We start from the raw sequence: 18,151 nt of genomic DNA, 5'->3' as shown, positions 1-18,151 counted from the left end.
TCTGAGCGGGTGGAAGCCGTGGCAGTCTCATTATTTCGGGATTGCCACACCCTTTTCCAACCCACATCCTCCTTAAAAGGGTTCGCAATGACGCTTTTTATACTAAAAATAAGTCGAGCTCAGGTTATCAAGTATTCAGCACCAAGCGCAAAGATGGATTAGCCTTATAGCTATCCACAGGATAACAGTTCAACACTAAAACAATTCGACAACAAAACAATATGAAACCAACCGTGGTAATAGGAGGGGGCGTGGTAGGGCTCTTTACGGCATATTTTCTCCAACAACAAGGTGAAGAGGTGATCGTCGTAGACCAGGGAGACATGGAAGAAAACTGCTCCACCGGCAATGCAGGAATGATCGTGCCCAGCCATATTGTGCCCTTGGCATCTCCTGGGATGATTTCGAAGGGGATTTCTTGGATGTTTTCGTCCAAGAGCCCTTTTTATATCCAGCCGAGATTGGATAGGCGCTTGATCGATTGGTGCCTGCAGTTTTATCGCCATTCCAATGCCAAGCATGTGCAGCAATCGATTCCCTACCTCAAAGGAATTAGCCTATACAGCAAGCAACTTTACTTGGATTTTGTAGCAGCGCATGGTAATGAGGCCATAAAATTGCAAGACCGTGGGCTGTTGATGCTGTACAAGACCAAAGAAGGCGAAAAGGACGAGGCCGCACTGGCGCAGCTGGCCCGTGAAAATGGTCTCCATGCCGACATTCTCAGCAAAGAAGAGATCAGAACATTGGAGCCCAACCAAGAAGTGGATGTCAGGGGTGGGGTGTATTTCCCTGACGATGCCCACCTCTCCCCGAAGGACCTCTACCGCTTGCTCAAAAATCACCTGAAAGATCAGGGAGTAACACTAAAAAGCAATGTCACCATCACTGGGATCGAAAAGGGAGGAAGTAAAGTAAAGGCCGTCATTACCCAAGAAGGAAAGATTGACTGCGATCACCTGATGGTCTGTGCAGGTGCTTGGTCGGGTGAGATTGCCAAAATGCTAGGGTTCAGGATGCCGATGATGGCGGGAAAGGGATACAGTTTTGAACTGCCCAACATGCCAGAGCTGAAGCAGGCAAGTATCTTGACAGAAGCCCGGGTTTCTCAAAGCCCCTATGGCGACAAGGTGCGTTTTGGGGGAACCATGGAAATCTCCAATCATGTCGATAAGATCAATATTTGTCGGGTGGAGGGGATTTTTGAATCCATCAAAGCTTATTACCCGGAATTTCAGGCGGTATTTCCTTCTGAAGATAAAATATGGAAAGGCATGCGCCCTTGCTCACCGGATGGGCTGCCCTATATCGGCAAAGCACCGGGCTGGGAAAATGTGGCCTTTGGAGCGGGACACAGCATGATGGGTGTGAGCCTGGCCCCCGCCACCGGCAAGATATTGGCCGACCTCAAGACCGGCAAAATCGGAACGCTGAAAACAGACGCTTTTGCGGTGGGAAGATATGTGAGGTAAGGAGTCAGTACCTGAAACCTATGCCAAACGAGGTGTTTAATTGTATTCCATTTCTGGCGCCTTGAAGATCGATGCCAGTCATCCACGACCATTTACGGGCGAAGTGCTTTCTTATGCCCACACCAAACTCTCCCCCAAGACCTATTCCTTTACTACTGGAGGATGAGTTTGAACCGTCAGAATAGCTCTTTGATGTTTCTTTTGAAAGGTACATTCGCCCTATTCTGGCTTTTATATCCAAATTAAGCGATGGCGTAAGTGCAAAGCTGTACATTGGGCCGATGGCAATTGAACCCACCCCTTTTTCGGCATTTAAGGTTTCGATATTTCCATTGCTCAATTCAGTCTCTTTCGTTTTTATAAAGGCAGTCCCCGACCATTTGAGCGTTATACCAATTTTGGAGGGGAATACATACCCGGCTTCCAATAAGGTTACATTGGCTCCTAAGGTTCCTGGGGTAAAGTATTGAGGAGGAGGAGTGTTTTGGCCATTAGAAATATAAGATTGGGAACTGGAAAGGCTGATGCTGGGCCCTATGCCAACGCTTATAAATCCCTTTTTAGGCTTTTCTTGGGCAGCTACGGCCATTGAGAGGGACAGGAAGAAGAGAAGGGTACAAATAGTTTTCATTGTTGAAGGAGTAGTTGTTTCGTAAAAAACGGATAATATGATCAAATTGGAATGAAAAATTTTAGAAATTTACCCACGGAAACCAGAAATTCAAAAAAAAACGGATATTTTGGACGTGGTGCAGAGGTAAGCAGGGCAATGGTTGACTTTATACTAACAGAAGACTAACATTTAATACCAATCTCGCTTTATAAAAATGACATTGATGCGGCCATTGGCTGGAAAGCGACTTAGTATTCGAGTGATTGCCTTGTTTTTAGCGATCACCTATATTTCTGGTTGTGCCAAAATAAGCCAAAAGGAATACCTGGAAGGCAAAACCGTCCATGGTGACAAGGCCATGGTGGTGTCTGCCCATCCAGAGGCCACTAGAGTGGGAGTGGAGGTGTTGGAGAAAGGTGGAAATGCCATTGATGCGATGGTGGCCGTTCATTTTGCACTGGCCGTGGTCTATCCTGATAATCACCGTTCCCTTCGGCTCCGCTCAGGGGACGGTTCTTTGTGAATTGCTTTCAGAAATGCGTTAGCATTCATGAGAACCATTAAAAAACCAAAGTTCACGAATAATTATACCTTGCAATGGTAATCACAGCGGTACAGTCTCTACTTCTGCCGTCCTGTTAGTTGTGAATTGCTTTCAGAATTATACCTTGCAATGGTAATCACAGCGACTGGTAAGCAACCCCATTACCCAAGTAAGTTGTGAATTGCTTTCAGAATTATACCTTGCAATGGTAATCACAGCATTAGCTGCATACCGGAAGGTCGATACAAGTTGTGAATTGCTTTCAGAATTATACCTTGCAATGGTAATCACAGCTTCTTGCATTGGTTCAGGCTTAATAAGTTGGTTGTGAATTGCTTTCAGAATTATACCTTGCAATGGTAATCACAGCCCCAAACAAAGTACCCTCCAATTTCCCAGGGTTGTGAATTGCTTTCAGAATTATACCTTGCAATGGTAATCACAGCAAATGTTTTTAGTTTCGGACAAACCCCCGTGTTGTGAATTGCTTTCAGAATTATACCTTGCAATGGTAATCACAGCTCAATAGTGCGGCGGCTCCCATGATCAGTGGTTGTGAATTGCTTTCAGAATTATACCTTGCAATGGTAATCACAGCGGAACGATATTCAGGAAGCAACAGCTTATGGTTGTGAATTGCTTTCAGAATTATACCTTGCAATGGTAATCACAGCCATAAGGGGTTGATCTCCAATTCTGGGCATGTTGTGAATTGCTTTCAGAATTATACCTTGCAATGGTAATCACAGCAGCTCTGCCATCCTCATGGCAAACAGCTTAGTTGTGAATTGCTTTCAGAATTATACCTTGCAATGGTAATCACAGCATCCCGAATACAAGTATTTCTATCACGATGGTTGTGAATTGCTTTCAGAATTATACCTTGCAATGGTAATCACAGCTATTCAATCCTAAGGTCTATAAAATGGACGGTTGTGAATTGCTTTCAGAATTATACCTTGCAATGGTAATCACAGCTCAGTCAGCTTTTCCATTCCTTCGTGATCGGTTGTGAATTGCTTTCAGAATTATACCTTGCAATGGTAATCACAGCTGACAGATGAGCAGGAAATGAAAATCCAAGGTTGTGAATTGCTTTCAGAATTATACCTTGCAATGGTAATCACAGCCACAAGCTCTCACCAATGCTCCTGCACACCGTTGTGAATTGCTTTCAGAATTATACCTTGCAATGGTAATCACAGCCGTCATTTCCCGTTTATCAAAGCTAAATTCGTTGTGAATTGCTTTCAGAATTATACCTTGCAATGGTAATCACAGCGCCTGAAGTTAGGAATAGCAAGCTATATGAGTTGTGAATTGCTTTCAGAATTATACCTTGCAATGGTAATCACAGCTATGCCAATGAACAGCCTAGTACTAATAAGGTTGTGAATTGCTTTCAGAATTATACCTTGCAATGGTAATCACAGCCAAAGAGAGTAGGACCAAATCAATTACAGAGTTGTGAATTGCTTTCAGAATTATACCTTGCAATGGTAATCACAGCTGAATTACCTCCTTCACATTTGATGACTCAGTTGTGAATTGCTTTCAGAATTATACCTTGCAATGGTAATCACAGCAATACGAAGATGCTCCTTCGCTTCATCACGGTTGTGAATTGCTTTCAGAATTATACCTTGCAATGGTAATCACAGCATACCCCACGTCAAGTGGCTGGTATGCTGTTGTTTATATGGTTTTTTAGGATTGAAAAATAAGGCCACCTTTGGAGGTCAATTTTGTTTAGGTAGCTAGAATTATAATCGCAGGTTTCTTTCCCTCTTTATTACTGAATTCCATGCTGTTGTGCCTTACGTACTTGTCAGAACAGTTTGTTGTTGTATGTCACTTTTTTCGATGTACTGTATTTTGGCGTAAATCTAAAAAAGCTCCAACTGCTGGGAAGGTGTTTCTTTTTCGGCCACTTTGTTTCCGTAAAACATTTCCATCATGCCAAATTGCTTATCCGTAATCGTCATAATGCCGACCTTGCCCTTGGGCGGCAGGTTTTTCTTGATTCGTTTAATGTGGACATCTGCATTTTCGCGACTGGCGCAGAAGCGCATGTAGATCGAAAACTGGAACATGGAAAACCCGTCGTCCAGCAGCTTCTTTCGGAAGCCACTGGCGATTTTCCGATCTTTTTTGGTATCGGTGGGCAGGTCAAAGAATACTAGCACCCACAAACTCCTGTATTGGTTAAGTCTGGAATAAAAGTGTTCATCCATATTCGGGATAAATGATCTTTCTACTGATGCCGGCAAAACACTCAAATAGCGAATTGGTCGTCCTGCTGGCTGCTACCATCAATGGGCTCTTCTGCCCATCTATCCGAACGTCCAGTGCAGGAATGGAAAGCAATTCCTTCTTCAAGTGGATGTTCAGTTCCTCGTACGTATCTTCCGTTTCGACAATATGTCTCACTACCATATCCACAAAGGGCCGATACGGCTCCATGATATCATCTGCCAAGCAATAGGCGTTGTATTTGTTGCGGTGCCAGATGCCCACTTGGGGCATCAGCCCACTGCTGACCAAGGCCCTTGCAATGATTGCCCGAAGGATGGCATAGCCATAGTTCAGGAGATTGTTTGGCGGTATGCCTTTCTGTTCACGGTTAAAATCCGGGAGATCAAAGATGTGCTGCCAATAATAGGCTGCTGCTTGGGCTTCATTGTTTCCTGTATCACCGGACTGGACTGACTTGGACAGGTGATTTAGCCGCTGGACTGGTATCTCCCGATCGGCCAGCAGTGCCGCTTGGTTTTTGATCTTGGCCGTGACGGTCTGCTGCCAAAGGTTCTTTTTGAGCGGTTGGCTGGCATCGAGCTGGTGGCGGATCCGTTCGGTTTGCTCGGTATGCCCGTGCATAGGGAGGAGGATGCCATCGGGAAGGTGCTGGCCGTTGCAGGAGACGATCGCTACTTTATTATTGACCAATTTTCCCATCAGGCCATTGGTGATGGTGAGCTGGGGATGTTCCAGCACCACCATGCCAATGTCTTCAATGGGCACCGTTTTCTCAGGCTGGTCATCGGGAAAGCTAACGACCAGCTGCTCATTTTTGGTACTGAGGTAGGCAGGATTGCCGAAGAAGAGCGTGCGTTTGATCATTTGAGAGTGGTTTGACAAATCTGTCAGGTCTAATAGAATTGACAGGTTTTTTAGTTAAAATTTAAAGTTTATTTGACCATCCAAATTCATTTCAAAGTCTTTGCCTTCAATGATAAAGTTTGGCTTTATTGGTTTAAACAATATTCTTGGAGCAATAAAGTCTTCCTGATATTTTGAAAACCCATCTTTTCCTGCTGATTTAAATTTTTCTTTGGGAAAAGCTTTTGTTAATTCATCATCACTTCTTGCTTCTAAGTGATGTTGAAAGAGCATATTCCCAACAGATGCTTGATGTAGTCTTTTAACAAAATAGAGTCTTTTAGAAATCTCTGAAATATCATTCTCTATGTCTTTCAGTTCATCTAATGTATTATAAAAAATCACTTTTTGACCGACTTCAAAAATATGTATCAATTTTGCTTCTTTTTTCTTTACAACAATAGGAGCTTTCTGCCTAAACAATTCTTTTTTGGTGTCAGGTATGCCTATCTTCTCAATGTGTCTAGCTGCTTCATAAGTATTAATAGAAACAATCTCTCTTCCTTTATCATTTTCATACAAACCAAACATATAATTATCGCCAGAATCTGCATAAATAAAATTCTTATAGTCTTTTGCCGATTTATATACTTGTTCTTTTACTACTGTTACGTTATGTGGATTCATATAACCTCTTCCAGATTTCACCCAACATCTAACTCTTCTAATTTTATTCCCTTGAAAATCTACTAATTCAGTAGCTTTTTTCTTAATCTTAATTTGATTTTTTATATGTTCTTTAAGTGTAGAATCAACGATATTGTCTGGGTTAAATTTACTTTCACTAACATTGACTCTTATGACCATTTTTATTTCATCCTTTCCATCAACTTGGTTGTAAATGATATTACCTTCATCATCTCTATATAAGCGTCCGTTGTCATCTTTACTAGCAATTTTTATCTTCCCATAATATGTTTGCTGATGTAACTCACTTCGTATGGAATCGCCTTGTGCTACTTTAGGAATTTTGTTTCCTTTTTCATCTCTCAAGAATTGACCGTCTTTATCTTTTAGCCAAACAATTTTCCCTCGTTTTCTTACTTTTTTTATTCCAGCGGTTAACGTTTGGTCTCTATCGGCAAGGTTGTTAATGAGAATGTTTTGTTGAATTTCTTCAATCATTGAATAATTGAAACCTGAAAAAGGTTTCTCATGGTATCGTCTTCCTCTGTTTTCTTCTTCAAACTCATAAGCCCGCTTCAAAACCTCTTCTCGCTTTTTGGCAGAAGGAATTAAAGTCAAAACTGCAGCATCAATAGCATGATGATAGTGTTTCCCTCTATCTTTGGCTTCCTCCTTAGGCTGAACGCTATAGATTTTCCTGAATTGGGCAGTTTGACTTCCTTTTATTACATCTACCTTATTGAATACTGTTTTTAAATAATGGGAAGCATATTTGGTGATAATTTGTGTATCTACTAATTGGCTATTTACAAAACCCTGTGGTACTTCAGTTCGGGTAAATCTATCTAATTTATTTTTCCAATAATCATAATTCATTTGTCGTAAATGACGTTGGCGAATGGCGTAATCCTTTTCGTCTTTATCCATTGCTTTTTTCGATTTTGACTTCCAAAAATCGATTTGATTAAATAAATCATCTACTTTCTTATGCCAAGATTCTAGTCGTGGTTTTATGGCAGAATAACCGTGTGATTCAACTTCGTAATTTGGCAATTCCGTCGGCATTCGGTTGTTTTTAATGCTTCGGTTGTAGTCTGCATAGCAAAGTGTTAAATTGGCCAGAGAATTATCGAAAGATTTGCTTCTTGGAATGGTATGCTCAAAGTCAACTTTGTTAGTATTGAACAAATCTGTTAGTTTAATTATTTTGCCTGTGTACATACATATACAGCCTTGTTCTTTCCAAAGTCTATATTTTTGCACATCATCTTTTGAAGCGTTTACTGACTTTACAACTTCCTCATAATTTTCTAATTGCTCTGACCACAATCTAAATTTATTCGTATCTTTTGAACTTTCAGGATTTGCAACACCTGTGAAATCAGGGTCTTTTATCATTTCAGAAATGGCAATTGCAAATTCTCGATTTTCACTTTCACGCTTTCGTTGATAGGTGTCAATTGCCCAACGCACATTATTATATTCTAGGCTGTTTTTCCCCTCTCGTGCGATTTCGACAACTATACGTGTATCTTCATCAATTTTTCCAATTTCTATTAGATGATTGATAACATCTCGTAATTTATAGAGCGTTTTGTATGCCATTGGGTTTTTGAAAGCAGCCGTTTTTGGGCTTAATAGAAATTGTTGCCCTTCTTTTTGGGGGTAAATATCAATTTGGGATGGGTGATAAATTTTATTAAGAAGTTTTTCTCCCACATCAAAATTATCATCCAAAAACTGTTTTATTTGATTGACCAAGTGTGGGGGCTTAAAATGCTCTCTTTTTGAAGAAGCAAAGAATTCTTGATACTTTTCGGTTACTTCATTTAAAATTTGTTGCTTATAATCTTCGTCTAATTTCAACCAAGTTTTATCTCCAAAATGCTCTTTTGCTGCTGTTTCAATATCGTTTACATCAGATCCAACTAACTTATAAAATGTGTTTCCTACTGCAAACCTATCTTGGTAATCTAACGCATAGTATTTGAAAATAAGATTGTTGGAGATCGTAATGATTTTCTTTTGATGCCTGTTTGCTACAATCTCATCTTTAATTGCTTTAATAATAACTTCTTTTTCCGTTTCAAAAACTTTCTTGCCAAGGATCTCTGGGATTTTTGCTAAAATAACTGCTTCAGAATAAATTAATCCTTACCGTAAAAATGGCAGAATGTTATTAATGGCTTTTAAACTTAAGTTAGCATAACCCACAGGGAAATTATTGAAAAGCATTTTTAATTCTTTGATTTTATTTTCTTCCAATTCGAGTACGTCAACTAAAAACTCATCAAAGTAATCTTCATCTTCAAACGAAAATAGAATGTGCCAAATTTCATCTATCGTATAGGTTTTTGTTTTACTTTCTCCTTTCTTATTCTTTCTGACAACTGATTTTTTAAAGTTTAGCCAATCGTCTCCAAAAACGGATTTTAATCTGGCGGAAACGAAACAACTTGAAACAGACACCTTATCCATTTTATGGCTATAATTCAATTCCCAATTACTTCTACCATCGGAGTTTATTGATTTTCTTATTTCACTGAAATCAAACTCTCTTTTGCTTTTGAAGAAAAACTTTTCATGGAACAATTTTTTTTTCAACTCTAATGGAATGGGTTCAAAGCGAGCATCTTTATTTGTTCGGTATTTAATATTATTGATAAACGACCAAGCTCGGTACTCTTCAAACTTTGGATGACTTATTGGACATCTTGGTTTACCAACCAATACCTTTTCACCTTTCTTTTCGATATAACGGGATTCAAGCGTGCACTTCCCAATTAGCCCTTTTTGAGAACGTAGTGGGCGTTGATAAAAGATTGAACCATTTGAAGTTTCAAGGAGCAATTTGTCTCTAAAATTATTATCCTCGATTTCTTGAAAGTCTAATATTTTTTCCACTTCATTTCTATAATCAGACCTTAATGTATATCTGTTTCTTACCCGAACACCGTTGTCTTCCAAATATGCAAATGCGGCACCCAAACTACCGTTTTCAATAATCAAATTTTCATATTCATTTCTCCCAATTGTTTTAGTTTCATTGCTTCCTTTATAAACAGCTGTTTTTTCGTTTGCACCTTGCTTTCTACTGCTTTTAAAACCGCGTCTTTGGGCAATGTGATAAAGTGCCCTGCCTATTTTGTGTCGATTTTCGGAAACTGACAAGTCCAATTTTTCTCGAATCAGGAATCTTCTCAATTGATAAGGGCTGGTAAAGTCAGGTTTACCGTCTCGGTCAAAATCCAATTTAATCCATTGCTGAAAAGTTATATCATCTATTGGGAAAATACGGCCAATTCCTTTTTCGTAATTTATCCATTTATTGAGGTTTTCAATATCTAGCGGACAATATCCATTTTCAATCAAAACTTTTAAGGTTTCCCATTTTCGATACCTACGGGCATTGTACAATCTTCGAGAAGAACGATGTTTGGTTCGCTCGGCAGCAAATGAAAATTCTCCAGATTTTCCTTCACCAACCCCTTTTTTAAAAGTATATACTCCATACCAAGAGAAAATATCATCTTCTCTTAAGGTAAGCCCAATAGAGTTTGTTCCTAAATCAATTCCTAAAATTTTATTCATTTCCTTTAATTTTTTCTATATTTACCGACTGAAAGACAATTCACAACAAGGCTATAAGCCGAAGAAATTCTCAATCCTGCGTACTCCGTGGGATTTTTTTATTGAGTTTTGATAGTATCTGATAAGAAAATTGACGAAAAATAGAATGAAGGGAACGGCTGGATAATGTATGTTTGATTTGCATTTTTTGTGAAGTTATAGTCTTTTCTTTTTATTCACCCTCAAAATAATGGTTTTGGTTTTATTAAAAAATACCCAAAACGGAGTATTTTTTGACTAATAATAGGGGTTGATCCCTATTTTTATCTATTCTTTGACCAGTGGTAATACATAATTCCTAAAAAATCAGATATTTTGTACTTTGTGCGGAGGTAGGATACCCATTGATTGACTTAATTAGTAAGTTGCATTCATTTAATAATATTATTGCATATCCCATTATGAAATTCACATTGATACAGCGGCTTTCTGGCAAGCAAATTTCCATTCGATTCATCGCCCTATTTATTGCCTTGGCATACATTTCTGGTTGTGCCAAAATAAGCCAAAAGGAATACCTGGAAGGCAAAACCGTCCATGGAGACAAGGCCATGGTGGTGTCTGCCCATCCGGAGGCCACAAGAGTGGGAGTGGAGGTGTTGGAGAAAGGTGGAAATGCCATTGATGCGATGGTGGCCGTTCATTTTGCACTGGCCGTGGTCTATCCTGCTGCGGGTAACTTGGGCGGCGGCGGATTTATGATGTACCGCCAGCCGGGCGGCGAAGTGGTGTCACTTGACTTTCGCGAGAAGGCACCGATGGCCGCTTACGAGGAAATGTACCAAGACGAAAATGGTGATATCATCGATGGGTTGAGCTTGGCAGGCCCTATGGCTTCGGGTGTACCCGGATCAGTGGACGGTATGCTCACTGCGCATGCGAGATACGGCTCCTTACCGCTGAAAGCATTGTTGCAGCCAGCCTATAAACTTGCCCGTAGCGGGTTTCCCATTACGGCAAAGCAGGCCAATAATTACAACAGAAATCGAAAAAGGTTTATCGAACACAATCGTGACAGTACGACGATTCCTTTGGTAAAACTCGACGGGGAATGGCAGGAAGGTGAGCTTTTGGTCCAAAAAGACCTGGCTGCTACGATCAAACGTATCCAGAAAGAAGGACGGGACGGGTTTTATAAAGGCAAGACGGCAGAGCTATTGGTTGCGGAGATGCAAGCGGGCAATGGCATTATCCAACTGGAAGATATGGCCAAATACGAAGCGAAGTGGCGGGAGCCTGTCACTGGTAAATACAGGGAAGCGACCATTTACAGCATGGGGCCACCGAGCAGTGGAGGCATTGCGTTGATGCAATTGTTGAAAATGTCGGAGCACTTTCCCATCGGTGAGTTGGGTTTCCATACGCCAGAGACGATTCACCTGATGATAGAGATGGAGCGACGGGTCTATGCCGATCGGGCAAAACACTTGGGGGATGCTGATTTTTGGGATGTGCCAAAAGAGGAACTGCTGGATGAAGCATACATTGCCGAACGTGTAGCCCAGATCGACCCAGCTATGGCTACGGACAGTGAGAAGGTCCTTGCCATGGAGCTAGACCATCAAGAAAGTGAGGAAACGACCCATTACTCTATCGTAGATGCTAGCGGTCATGCCGTGTCTGTTACGACCACCATCAACTCAGGCTATGGCTCCAAGGTGTTCGTATCCGGGGCGGGATTTTTGATGAACAATGAAATGGATGATTTCAGCAGCAAGCCTGGCGTTCCCAATGTGTACGGGCTATTGGGCGGCAAAGCCAATGCCATCCAACCCGAAAAACGCATGCTCAGTGCCATGACACCGACCATCGTGGAAAAGGACGGTCAACTGAAAATGGTAGTGGGCACACCGGGGGGAAGTACGATCATCACTTCCGTATACCAGGTAGTCCTGAACGTATTGGATCACGAGATGAACATGACCGATGCAGTATCATCTGGCCGGGTTCACCACCAGTGGAAGCCCAATTTTATTTTTCCCGAAAGAGACGCCCTTGATCCTTCTACACAAAAGGCACTGGAAGCCATGGGCCACCAAATCAAGGAAAGAGGAAGTATAGGCCGAGTGGACGCCATATTGGTAGGCCAAGATGGCAAGCTGGAAGGAGCCAGTGACCCACGAGGCGATGACTGGGCAGCAGGTTTTTGATCGTTGGAAAGGGTTTAACCCGGATTATACGTTAGGAATCGTAGTGAGAGCTGAAATTGCAAGAAAATCAGTTAGTTTGGAGGCATTAGCGTAGCACCGCTACGGTTATGCCGAAAACTAAAGTGAAACGGCTGATTTTGAAGCAGTTTAAGGTCGCAACACCTGTGCGCCGTGGCGTAGATAGGCTAATGCATATTCCGGGTTTAAGGTTGGAGGTTTTAATGTTTGAAGGTAGAAGATGCAGGTAGCTGGAGGCAGTCACTGAGGTTACCGTAAAACCCCACTACAAGAAATACCATATACCATATACCAAATACCAAATACTAAATACTACATACCAGATACTAAATCCCCCCTTGTTCACTGATCAGACACTTCCAATTCCTTCGTTGCCCAAATCTGTCGACCATCAGGAGTGATTTGGCTGACTTTTATTTCATAGGTTCCCGGTAGCTGGGAAGCGGTAAAGGGAATGGTAGCCTTACCGTTTTCATCCAGCTGCACTTCCTCTTGCCAGAGCAGGATACTTCTAAAATCGGGGGAATGATCATTTTGCTTGCCAGCATCAAATTTCCAGTTTACAGGTTGTTGGATGGGGGGATACTCCAAGTACAAAGCCCTGTCTGGAATAGGATATCCTCCGAAATCGTTATCGTATGAGATGAGACTTAGGATCCCGTCAAAGGCATGGCTTAAAATGTAAAATTGCCGGTTGATGATTTCTGCTCTTTTGAATTTATCAGGGCTAAAATGGGCCAATTGGTCGCTTTCAAAAACCGGCATTCCATCTACCAGCATCAAGGGATTGCCTTCAAATACGGAGTTTTCGGGAACATTGGTCAGTTTAAAGTGATATTTGCCCGCTTTTTTACGTACCAGCACTGTAGGTATGTATTCTTTTAAGGTCGTGGCCAGGTCTTCAAAACGATTGTAGTCATCCAGATTATACCCTCGATCAGGTGCGTATCCTGTCACGATCGGCTGCAGGTTTTTTTGTGTGGGTTTACGAAAATAGCCCGTAGTACTGGCTCCCAATACCATATCATCTAACATGCCCTTTTGAGCGACAGAAATGTCCAAGGGAGGAAGATCCAAGTATGCTGCGCTGGAAGGTGGCGCAAAGGGCAAGTCCAAGTTGAGACTGAATGGGACAGAATCGGTGTCAGACTGTAGCAATAAAAAATCATAGTTCTTTAGCGCTCCAAGGTCAAAATAGATCTCTCCCTTTGGATTGGCAGTGCCTAAATACAAGGCAGACTGTTTGCCGTGGGCAGAGAGGAAGTAAAGCTTTGTCGTGTCTGGTGAGGCCTCTGTCAATGTGCCTTTGATGAGATGTCCTCGAAGTTCCGGCAGTAGATGGGCGAGGCTTGGTTCCTTTTGGGAAGGTGCAGGTTTGATCCACTTAGCTTTGTCGAGGAAAGGGTTTTTTCGACTGATGGATAGCGTTAGCTTACTATGGGGACTTGCTTTTAGGTTGATGCTTGATGGGTCTCCTGGGCCTATCTGCGGATCGTTGGGGGCAATGGTCATCATTTCATTGGCAGCACTAGGGGTCTCCCATTGGGTGTCATTTTTGGTTTGCGGGGAAGGTTGGGAAGGAGGGATGTTGGGGTTGACTACGGTGATCAATTCCTGATGGTACTGTGCTTCATCTTTGAGAGAGGCAGCATAGCGCGAATAGATCCTAAGGAGGTAGTGATCGGAGGGAGTGTTTTGGGGAATGGTCAGGTAGGCAGAAGCCTTTCCCTCTTCCAAGGGGATCACCGCACCTCCATAGCGTTTGCCATGACGGCTGATGAGGTCAGCATAAGCAAACTGGGATACGGTGGCCTGCTGATCCATCGTGATGGTGATGGACAGAGGAATAGCTTCACCCACCACGGCAAAGTTCTTGGCACTATGTAGGTAGACGTTTTCTTTTGGAAGTCCGCTGGTGTTGAGGTCCGCTTGTGCAAAGCTCCCAAATGTAATCATCCAGAAGAAAATCAATGGAATTGCTCTCATGATCAAATTATTTTTCCCAATAGTCAGGTTGAAGATTAGTGCCTCTTAAGGTACAGTCCGTACATCTTCGGCTTCCTGCACGGTAGCCAAGTATCCCTCCCAAAGGGTTTTCGACGACTTGGACAGGGACAAGGCCAGCACTGGAGAATCTCGCAGGAGCTTCGGCTACACTAATGGTGTCATTGGTCAGGGCACAGCCGGCATAAAAGGGATTGGACACGACCCAATACCCAATATCCAGCCTGTCGAGGAAGATCCTTTTGGAGGTAGATGCACCTGCGGTGACCATCCCAATGGCTTTTTGGTTACCAGTTCCTTGGTAGTGAATATTGGTGTTGAGGTTAGACGGAAGCGGGCTGAAAATATCTCCCATGTCATTGGTGTTTTTATCCAATGTTTCGTAAAAGGTAAAAGCTTCTTGGGTAATTGCCCTTTGATGCACGATAATAGAGTATTGTTGGGTGAACTTTTCGGAGCCAAAAGGCACCGTCTGAATGACTTTTTCATAGATATACTCATCCTGAAACTCTGCCGAAGAAGCTACATTTATGGTATTGGAAAGTTCTGTCCGCCAGCACCGATCAATCCGCTCCGTGCTAAGGTCGCGGTAAACCACAGAATCTAGTGCTTGATCAAATTTAAGGTAAGTGATCAATTCGGGATTGAAAATCCATGTCTCTTCATATTCCCAAGTAAAAAACCTTACTTCCTCATTGCCGTGGGTGGAGATGTAAACCTCCGCATCTGACCGATCTTCTCCTTTCCTTTTGATGCCTACATCCTCGATGGCGGGGCTAATAAGAGGCGTCAGCCATTCACTTTGGTAAACCCCTTGTCCGGGCACTTCGATGTTCAGGCGGTATTGGTCGTCGTTGGAGAGGGAGTAGGTAGCCGAATAGGTGCCCGCTTCAATGTGCGGAAGAGGGTAAGTATCTCCCGACTGGCTTTCGATGGATACCTGCGCATGGGAGACGGCGAGGAATGGACTCAGGTAATCGTTAAGTGATCCTGTGGTGCTGAGGTTGACCTTGGTAGGGATGCCATTGGTTTCGATATGGCCTTCCACGACCAAAATACCAATGTCTTCGGTGTTGATCTCGGGATCGTACGGCTCCCTGCAGCCTAGGAAGAAAAGGCAGTTAATGATCAATGAATATAAGATAGGCTTTGGCTTCATGTCCGGTCAGAATTTGAAGTTGTAAGTAATGTAAGGAATAGGCTGGGCATAAATGGACAGCTGATAGCCTCTGAGGGTGCCGTTGACAGGTGTGAAGTACACCGAATAGGGGTTGCTTCTCCCCAGTAGATTATACACTCCCAAAGACCAAGAAGCATGGGCAGGCTTATTGACTTTGTGGCTGCCTTCTAAGTTCATGGCCAGGTCTATCCTGAAGTAATCAGGAATCCTATAGGCATTCCTGTCTGAGAAATACACTTGTTCGGCACCATTATAATAGAATTTGGCCACAGGCAGCGTGATGGGCCGGCCCGTGCTGTAATTCGTGTTTAATGATACATTGGCACGTTTGGAAAGCTCATAATTCACCGCCAACATAACCGCATGTGGTTGGTCAAAATTGCTGGGATACCAACTGCCGCCATTGATTTTTTCGGCAAGTTCATCAGACGAAGTCTGTAATTCCGACTTCGAATAGGTATAGCTCAGCCAACCATTCAGCTTGCCCATGGATTTTTTTACTTGGAATTCTACCCCATAAGCTCTTCCATCTGTGTTGAGGACATCTTGCTCGATGTCGTTGTTGAGCAGTAGTTCTGCACCACTTCTATAATCAATGAGGTTTTTGAGCCCCCGGTAGTAAACCTCCACTGAAGCCTCGATTTTGTCCTCTTTCCAAATCAAGTCCTTGTAGAACCCGAGTGAAAACTGGTTTCCCTGCTGAGGCCTGATATAGGGGTCGCTGAGCTTCCAGGTATCAGTAGGAGTGGCAGAGGACGTGTTGGAAAGAAGGTGGATATACTGGCGGGTGGTGTGGTATCCTGCCTTGATAGAGGTGAAATTATCAATGATGTACCTGCCCGAAATCCGGATTTCAGGGGCGGAATAAGAAGAAATAACTTCGTTGTTATCATAGGTTTCTTCCCCGGTGATCGTCGATTCACTTTTGGCCAGACCATCCGCATAGGTGTACAGTTGGTTGGGTCCTAAGAAATGGTAAAATACGTACCTGACACCAATGTCTGTAGTCAGCTTATCGTTGATTTCAAATCGGTCTCCAAGATAAAAGGCGGTTTCCATGGCACGTTCCTCATTCACCGTTTCGGGGAGTATAATGGACTGACCGGTGAGCGGTTGTTTGTTGCCGGGATTCATCTTGTAATAGATGTTTTCCATGCCAAAATACAGGGAGTGTTGGTCATTATAATCATACGTAAAGCGTGCTTTGAGATTATACTGCTCGATATCAAAATCAAATCTATAGGCATTCAGCTCATTCTCATATCCTTCAATGCCAAATTTATACTGATCTACTCCCACAATGAACTCACTTTCCAACCGGTCGTTGAAATAATGCTTCCACTTGAGGTTAGCATTTCGATTACTATAATTGAATACAGTGTCTTCCACAAAATTGAAGTCGTCTTGGCTCCAGTAAGAGGAAAAGCTCAGCTCATTTTGATCGTCAAAATAATGCTTGAGATTGAGATTAAGGTCATAGAAGGAAGCGCCTGCAGCATTGAGGTCGGATTTTTCGTTGACCAAGTCCAGAAGCCAATCGCTGTAGGTAGCCCGGCCACTTACCAAGAAGGTCGTTTTATCACCGATGGGTCCATCAAATGTCAACCTGCTGGTCAATAGGCCGATGCCTCCTTGTCCGTGAAATTTTTCACGATTACCATATTTGCCCTTTACGTCCAGCACTGATGATAACCTATCGCCATATTGGGCAGGCATGCCGGCTTTATGAAGAGCTACTTCATCGACCATGTCCCCATTAAACGAAGAAAAGAACCCAAAGAGATGGGATGGGTTATATATGGTGGCATCGTTGAGCAAAATCAGGTTTTGGTCCGCCGCACCCCCTCGGACATTAAAGCCTACACTGGATTCACCGACGGTCTTGACACCAGGAAGTGTAAGGATGCTCTTGATGACATCCACTTCCCCCATGACAGAAGGGAGTCTTTTCATGGACGCTATGGACATGGTCTCTACGCCCATTTCAGTGCGGTTGATATTGGACAGGCGATCAGAGCTTACAATGATTTCGTCCAAGGAAACGATGCTCTCGTCGATTTGCATAAGCAAGCTGCCATCTCCCAGAAGTTCTACCTGCCGTTGTTCTTGAAATTGGCCCAAGTGCTGGATGTGGATGGTGTGTCGTCCCTTTGGCAAGGTGATGCTAAATTGCCCCTTTTCATCCGTTACCGCCCGGGTATAGTTCTGTTTTTCAAACAAAACCGCTCCAATGATGGGTTCGCCGTTTTTAAGGCTGATGACCTTGCCTCTCAGCGTGGCAGTCCCCTGACGGCTTGCTTCATCTTCATGGCCAATGGTCCAGAGCTTATTTGACGTATAGGCCCTGTCGAGGTACCGCTCATCTTGCATGTCCTGCATGCTGTCCCCAGGTATGTCCCTCTCAAAATAACCACTTGCCAAAGAAGTAGGGAATTTTTCTTCTGTGTGTATAAATACACGCTGTTGGCCGTCAATGGTGTAACGGAGAGCCGTCTGCTCAAAAATCAGGTCCAAGACATCTTCCAGTTCATTGTCTTTGGCACTTACATTTATGGATAGACTGTCCACATCTTCGTCTTTGTAAAAGAAGCGGTAACTGGTCTTGCTTTCTACAGCACTAACAAACTGAGAGAAACGGACACCAGGGAATAGCCCGGAAATGGTCTCTTTACCTTGATCTTGGCCAAAGGTATGTTGGGTCACCAAGGCCAACATACCGCACAAAATTAACCGTAGTAGATGGTTTCGCATAGG

The 18,151-nt window shown here is 42.9% G+C and carries 10 protein-coding genes, 1 pseudogene and 1 CRISPR repeat array; of the genes and pseudogenes, 3 read left to right on the top strand and 8 right to left on the bottom strand.

Annotation, left to right across the window (positions count from 1 at the left end; genetic code table 11):
* The first annotated feature begins 221 nt into the window (after positions 1 to 221).
* Positions 222 to 1,472 (top strand): NAD(P)/FAD-dependent oxidoreductase, encoded by a 1,251-nt coding sequence (locus DN752_RS03305; protein WP_112782661.1) that lies wholly within the window; start codon positions 222 to 224, stop codon positions 1,470 to 1,472.
* Between the two features lie 4 nt (positions 1,473 to 1,476).
* Here the strand turns inward: DN752_RS03305 and DN752_RS03300 are convergent, their stop codons facing one another.
* Positions 1,477 to 2,103: a hypothetical protein gene (locus tag DN752_RS03300; RefSeq protein WP_162633088.1), complete on the bottom strand. Its 627-nt coding sequence runs from the start codon at positions 2,101 to 2,103 to the stop codon at positions 1,477 to 1,479.
* A 340-nt stretch (positions 2,104 to 2,443) separates the two neighbouring features.
* Between DN752_RS03300 and DN752_RS25285 the strand changes: the two are divergent.
* A pseudogene (locus tag DN752_RS25285) lies at positions 2,444 to 2,560 on the top strand (gamma-glutamyltransferase); the annotation flags it as partial.
* 166 nt (positions 2,561 to 2,726) lie between these two features.
* A CRISPR array of direct repeats spans positions 2,727 to 4,291; the repeat unit is 46 nt; unit sequence GTTGTGAATTGCTTTCAGAATTATACCTTGCAATGGTAATCACAGC.
* Positions 4,292 to 4,515: 224 nt separating this feature from the next.
* Here DN752_RS25285 and cas2 read toward each other — a convergent pair.
* From cas2 to cas9 (DN752_RS03275), 4 genes are read right to left on the bottom strand one after another with little or no spacing between them, the layout of a single operon-like run.
* On the bottom strand, positions 4,516 to 4,863 hold the full coding sequence (cas2, locus tag DN752_RS03290) for a CRISPR-associated endonuclease Cas2 (protein WP_112782659.1): 348 nt from the start codon (positions 4,861 to 4,863) through the stop codon (positions 4,516 to 4,518).
* The gene (cas1, locus tag DN752_RS03285; protein ID WP_112782658.1) at positions 4,856 to 5,749 is read right to left on the bottom strand and encodes a type II CRISPR-associated endonuclease Cas1; all 894 of its coding nucleotides are present in this window, start codon (positions 5,747 to 5,749) and stop codon (positions 4,856 to 4,858) included. The genes cas2 and cas1 overlap by 8 nt, the downstream gene beginning before the upstream one ends.
* A gap of 54 nt (positions 5,750 to 5,803) precedes the next feature.
* Entirely contained in the window at positions 5,804 to 8,524 is a 2,721-nt protein-coding gene (cas9, locus tag DN752_RS03280) for a type II CRISPR RNA-guided endonuclease Cas9 (protein WP_394337171.1), read from the bottom strand.
* 45 nt (positions 8,525 to 8,569) lie between these two features.
* Positions 8,570 to 10,006, bottom strand: coding sequence for a type II CRISPR RNA-guided endonuclease Cas9 (gene cas9, locus DN752_RS03275; protein WP_112782656.1), 1,437 nt, complete (start codon positions 10,004 to 10,006; stop codon positions 8,570 to 8,572).
* Between the two features lie 440 nt (positions 10,007 to 10,446).
* Between cas9 (DN752_RS03275) and ggt the strand changes: the two genes are divergently transcribed.
* Positions 10,447 to 12,195, top strand: coding sequence for a gamma-glutamyltransferase (ggt, locus tag DN752_RS03270; RefSeq protein WP_112782655.1), 1,749 nt, complete (start codon positions 10,447 to 10,449; stop codon positions 12,193 to 12,195).
* Between the two features lie 360 nt (positions 12,196 to 12,555).
* Here the strand turns inward: ggt and DN752_RS03265 are convergent, their stop codons facing one another.
* From DN752_RS03265 to DN752_RS03255, 3 genes are read right to left on the bottom strand one after another with little or no spacing between them, the layout of a single operon-like run.
* Positions 12,556 to 14,199 carry a hypothetical protein gene (locus tag DN752_RS03265; protein ID WP_162633087.1) on the bottom strand — a complete coding sequence of 548 codons (1,644 nt, stop codon included), beginning with the start codon at positions 14,197 to 14,199 and terminating at the stop codon, positions 12,556 to 12,558.
* A 7-nt stretch (positions 14,200 to 14,206) separates the two neighbouring features.
* Entirely contained in the window at positions 14,207 to 15,376 is a 1,170-nt protein-coding gene (locus DN752_RS03260; RefSeq protein WP_112782653.1) for a DUF4249 domain-containing protein, read from the bottom strand.
* Between the two features lie 6 nt (positions 15,377 to 15,382).
* A complete protein-coding gene (locus DN752_RS03255) occupies positions 15,383 to 18,148 on the bottom strand; it encodes a TonB-dependent receptor (protein ID WP_112782652.1) in 2,766 nt (921 codons plus the stop codon).
* Positions 18,149 to 18,151 lie beyond the last annotated feature (3 nt).

Source organism: Echinicola strongylocentroti, from assembly GCF_003260975.1.
In the GTDB taxonomy this organism is placed as follows: Bacteria; Bacteroidota; Bacteroidia; order Cytophagales; family Cyclobacteriaceae; genus Echinicola; species Echinicola strongylocentroti.
Note: the sequence above shows the minus strand (reverse complement) of the source record. Positions and strands in the feature narration are given on the sequence as shown.

Bases quoted from the DNA above. Each gene is read 5' to 3' on its own strand.
- DN752_RS03305 (WP_112782661.1), top strand. From the start codon at position 222: ATGAAACCAACCGTGGTAATAGGAGGGGGCGTGGTAGGGCTCTTTACG.
- DN752_RS03300 (WP_162633088.1), bottom strand. From the start codon at position 2,103: ATGAAAACTATTTGTACCCTTCTCTTCTTCCTGTCCCTCTCAATGGCC.
- cas2 (WP_112782659.1), bottom strand. From the start codon at position 4,863: ATGGATGAACACTTTTATTCCAGACTTAACCAATACAGGAGTTTGTGG.
- cas1 (WP_112782658.1), bottom strand. From the start codon at position 5,749: ATGATCAAACGCACGCTCTTCTTCGGCAATCCTGCCTACCTCAGTACC.
- cas9 (WP_112782656.1), bottom strand. From the start codon at position 10,006: ATGAATAAAATTTTAGGAATTGATTTAGGAACAAACTCTATTGGGCTT.
- ggt (WP_112782655.1), top strand. From the start codon at position 10,447: ATGAAATTCACATTGATACAGCGGCTTTCTGGCAAGCAAATTTCCATT.
- DN752_RS03265 (WP_162633087.1), bottom strand. From the start codon at position 14,199: ATGAGAGCAATTCCATTGATTTTCTTCTGGATGATTACATTTGGGAGC.
- DN752_RS03260 (WP_112782653.1), bottom strand. From the start codon at position 15,376: ATGAAGCCAAAGCCTATCTTATATTCATTGATCATTAACTGCCTTTTC.
- DN752_RS03255 (WP_112782652.1), bottom strand. From the start codon at position 18,148: ATGCGAAACCATCTACTACGGTTAATTTTGTGCGGTATGTTGGCCTTG.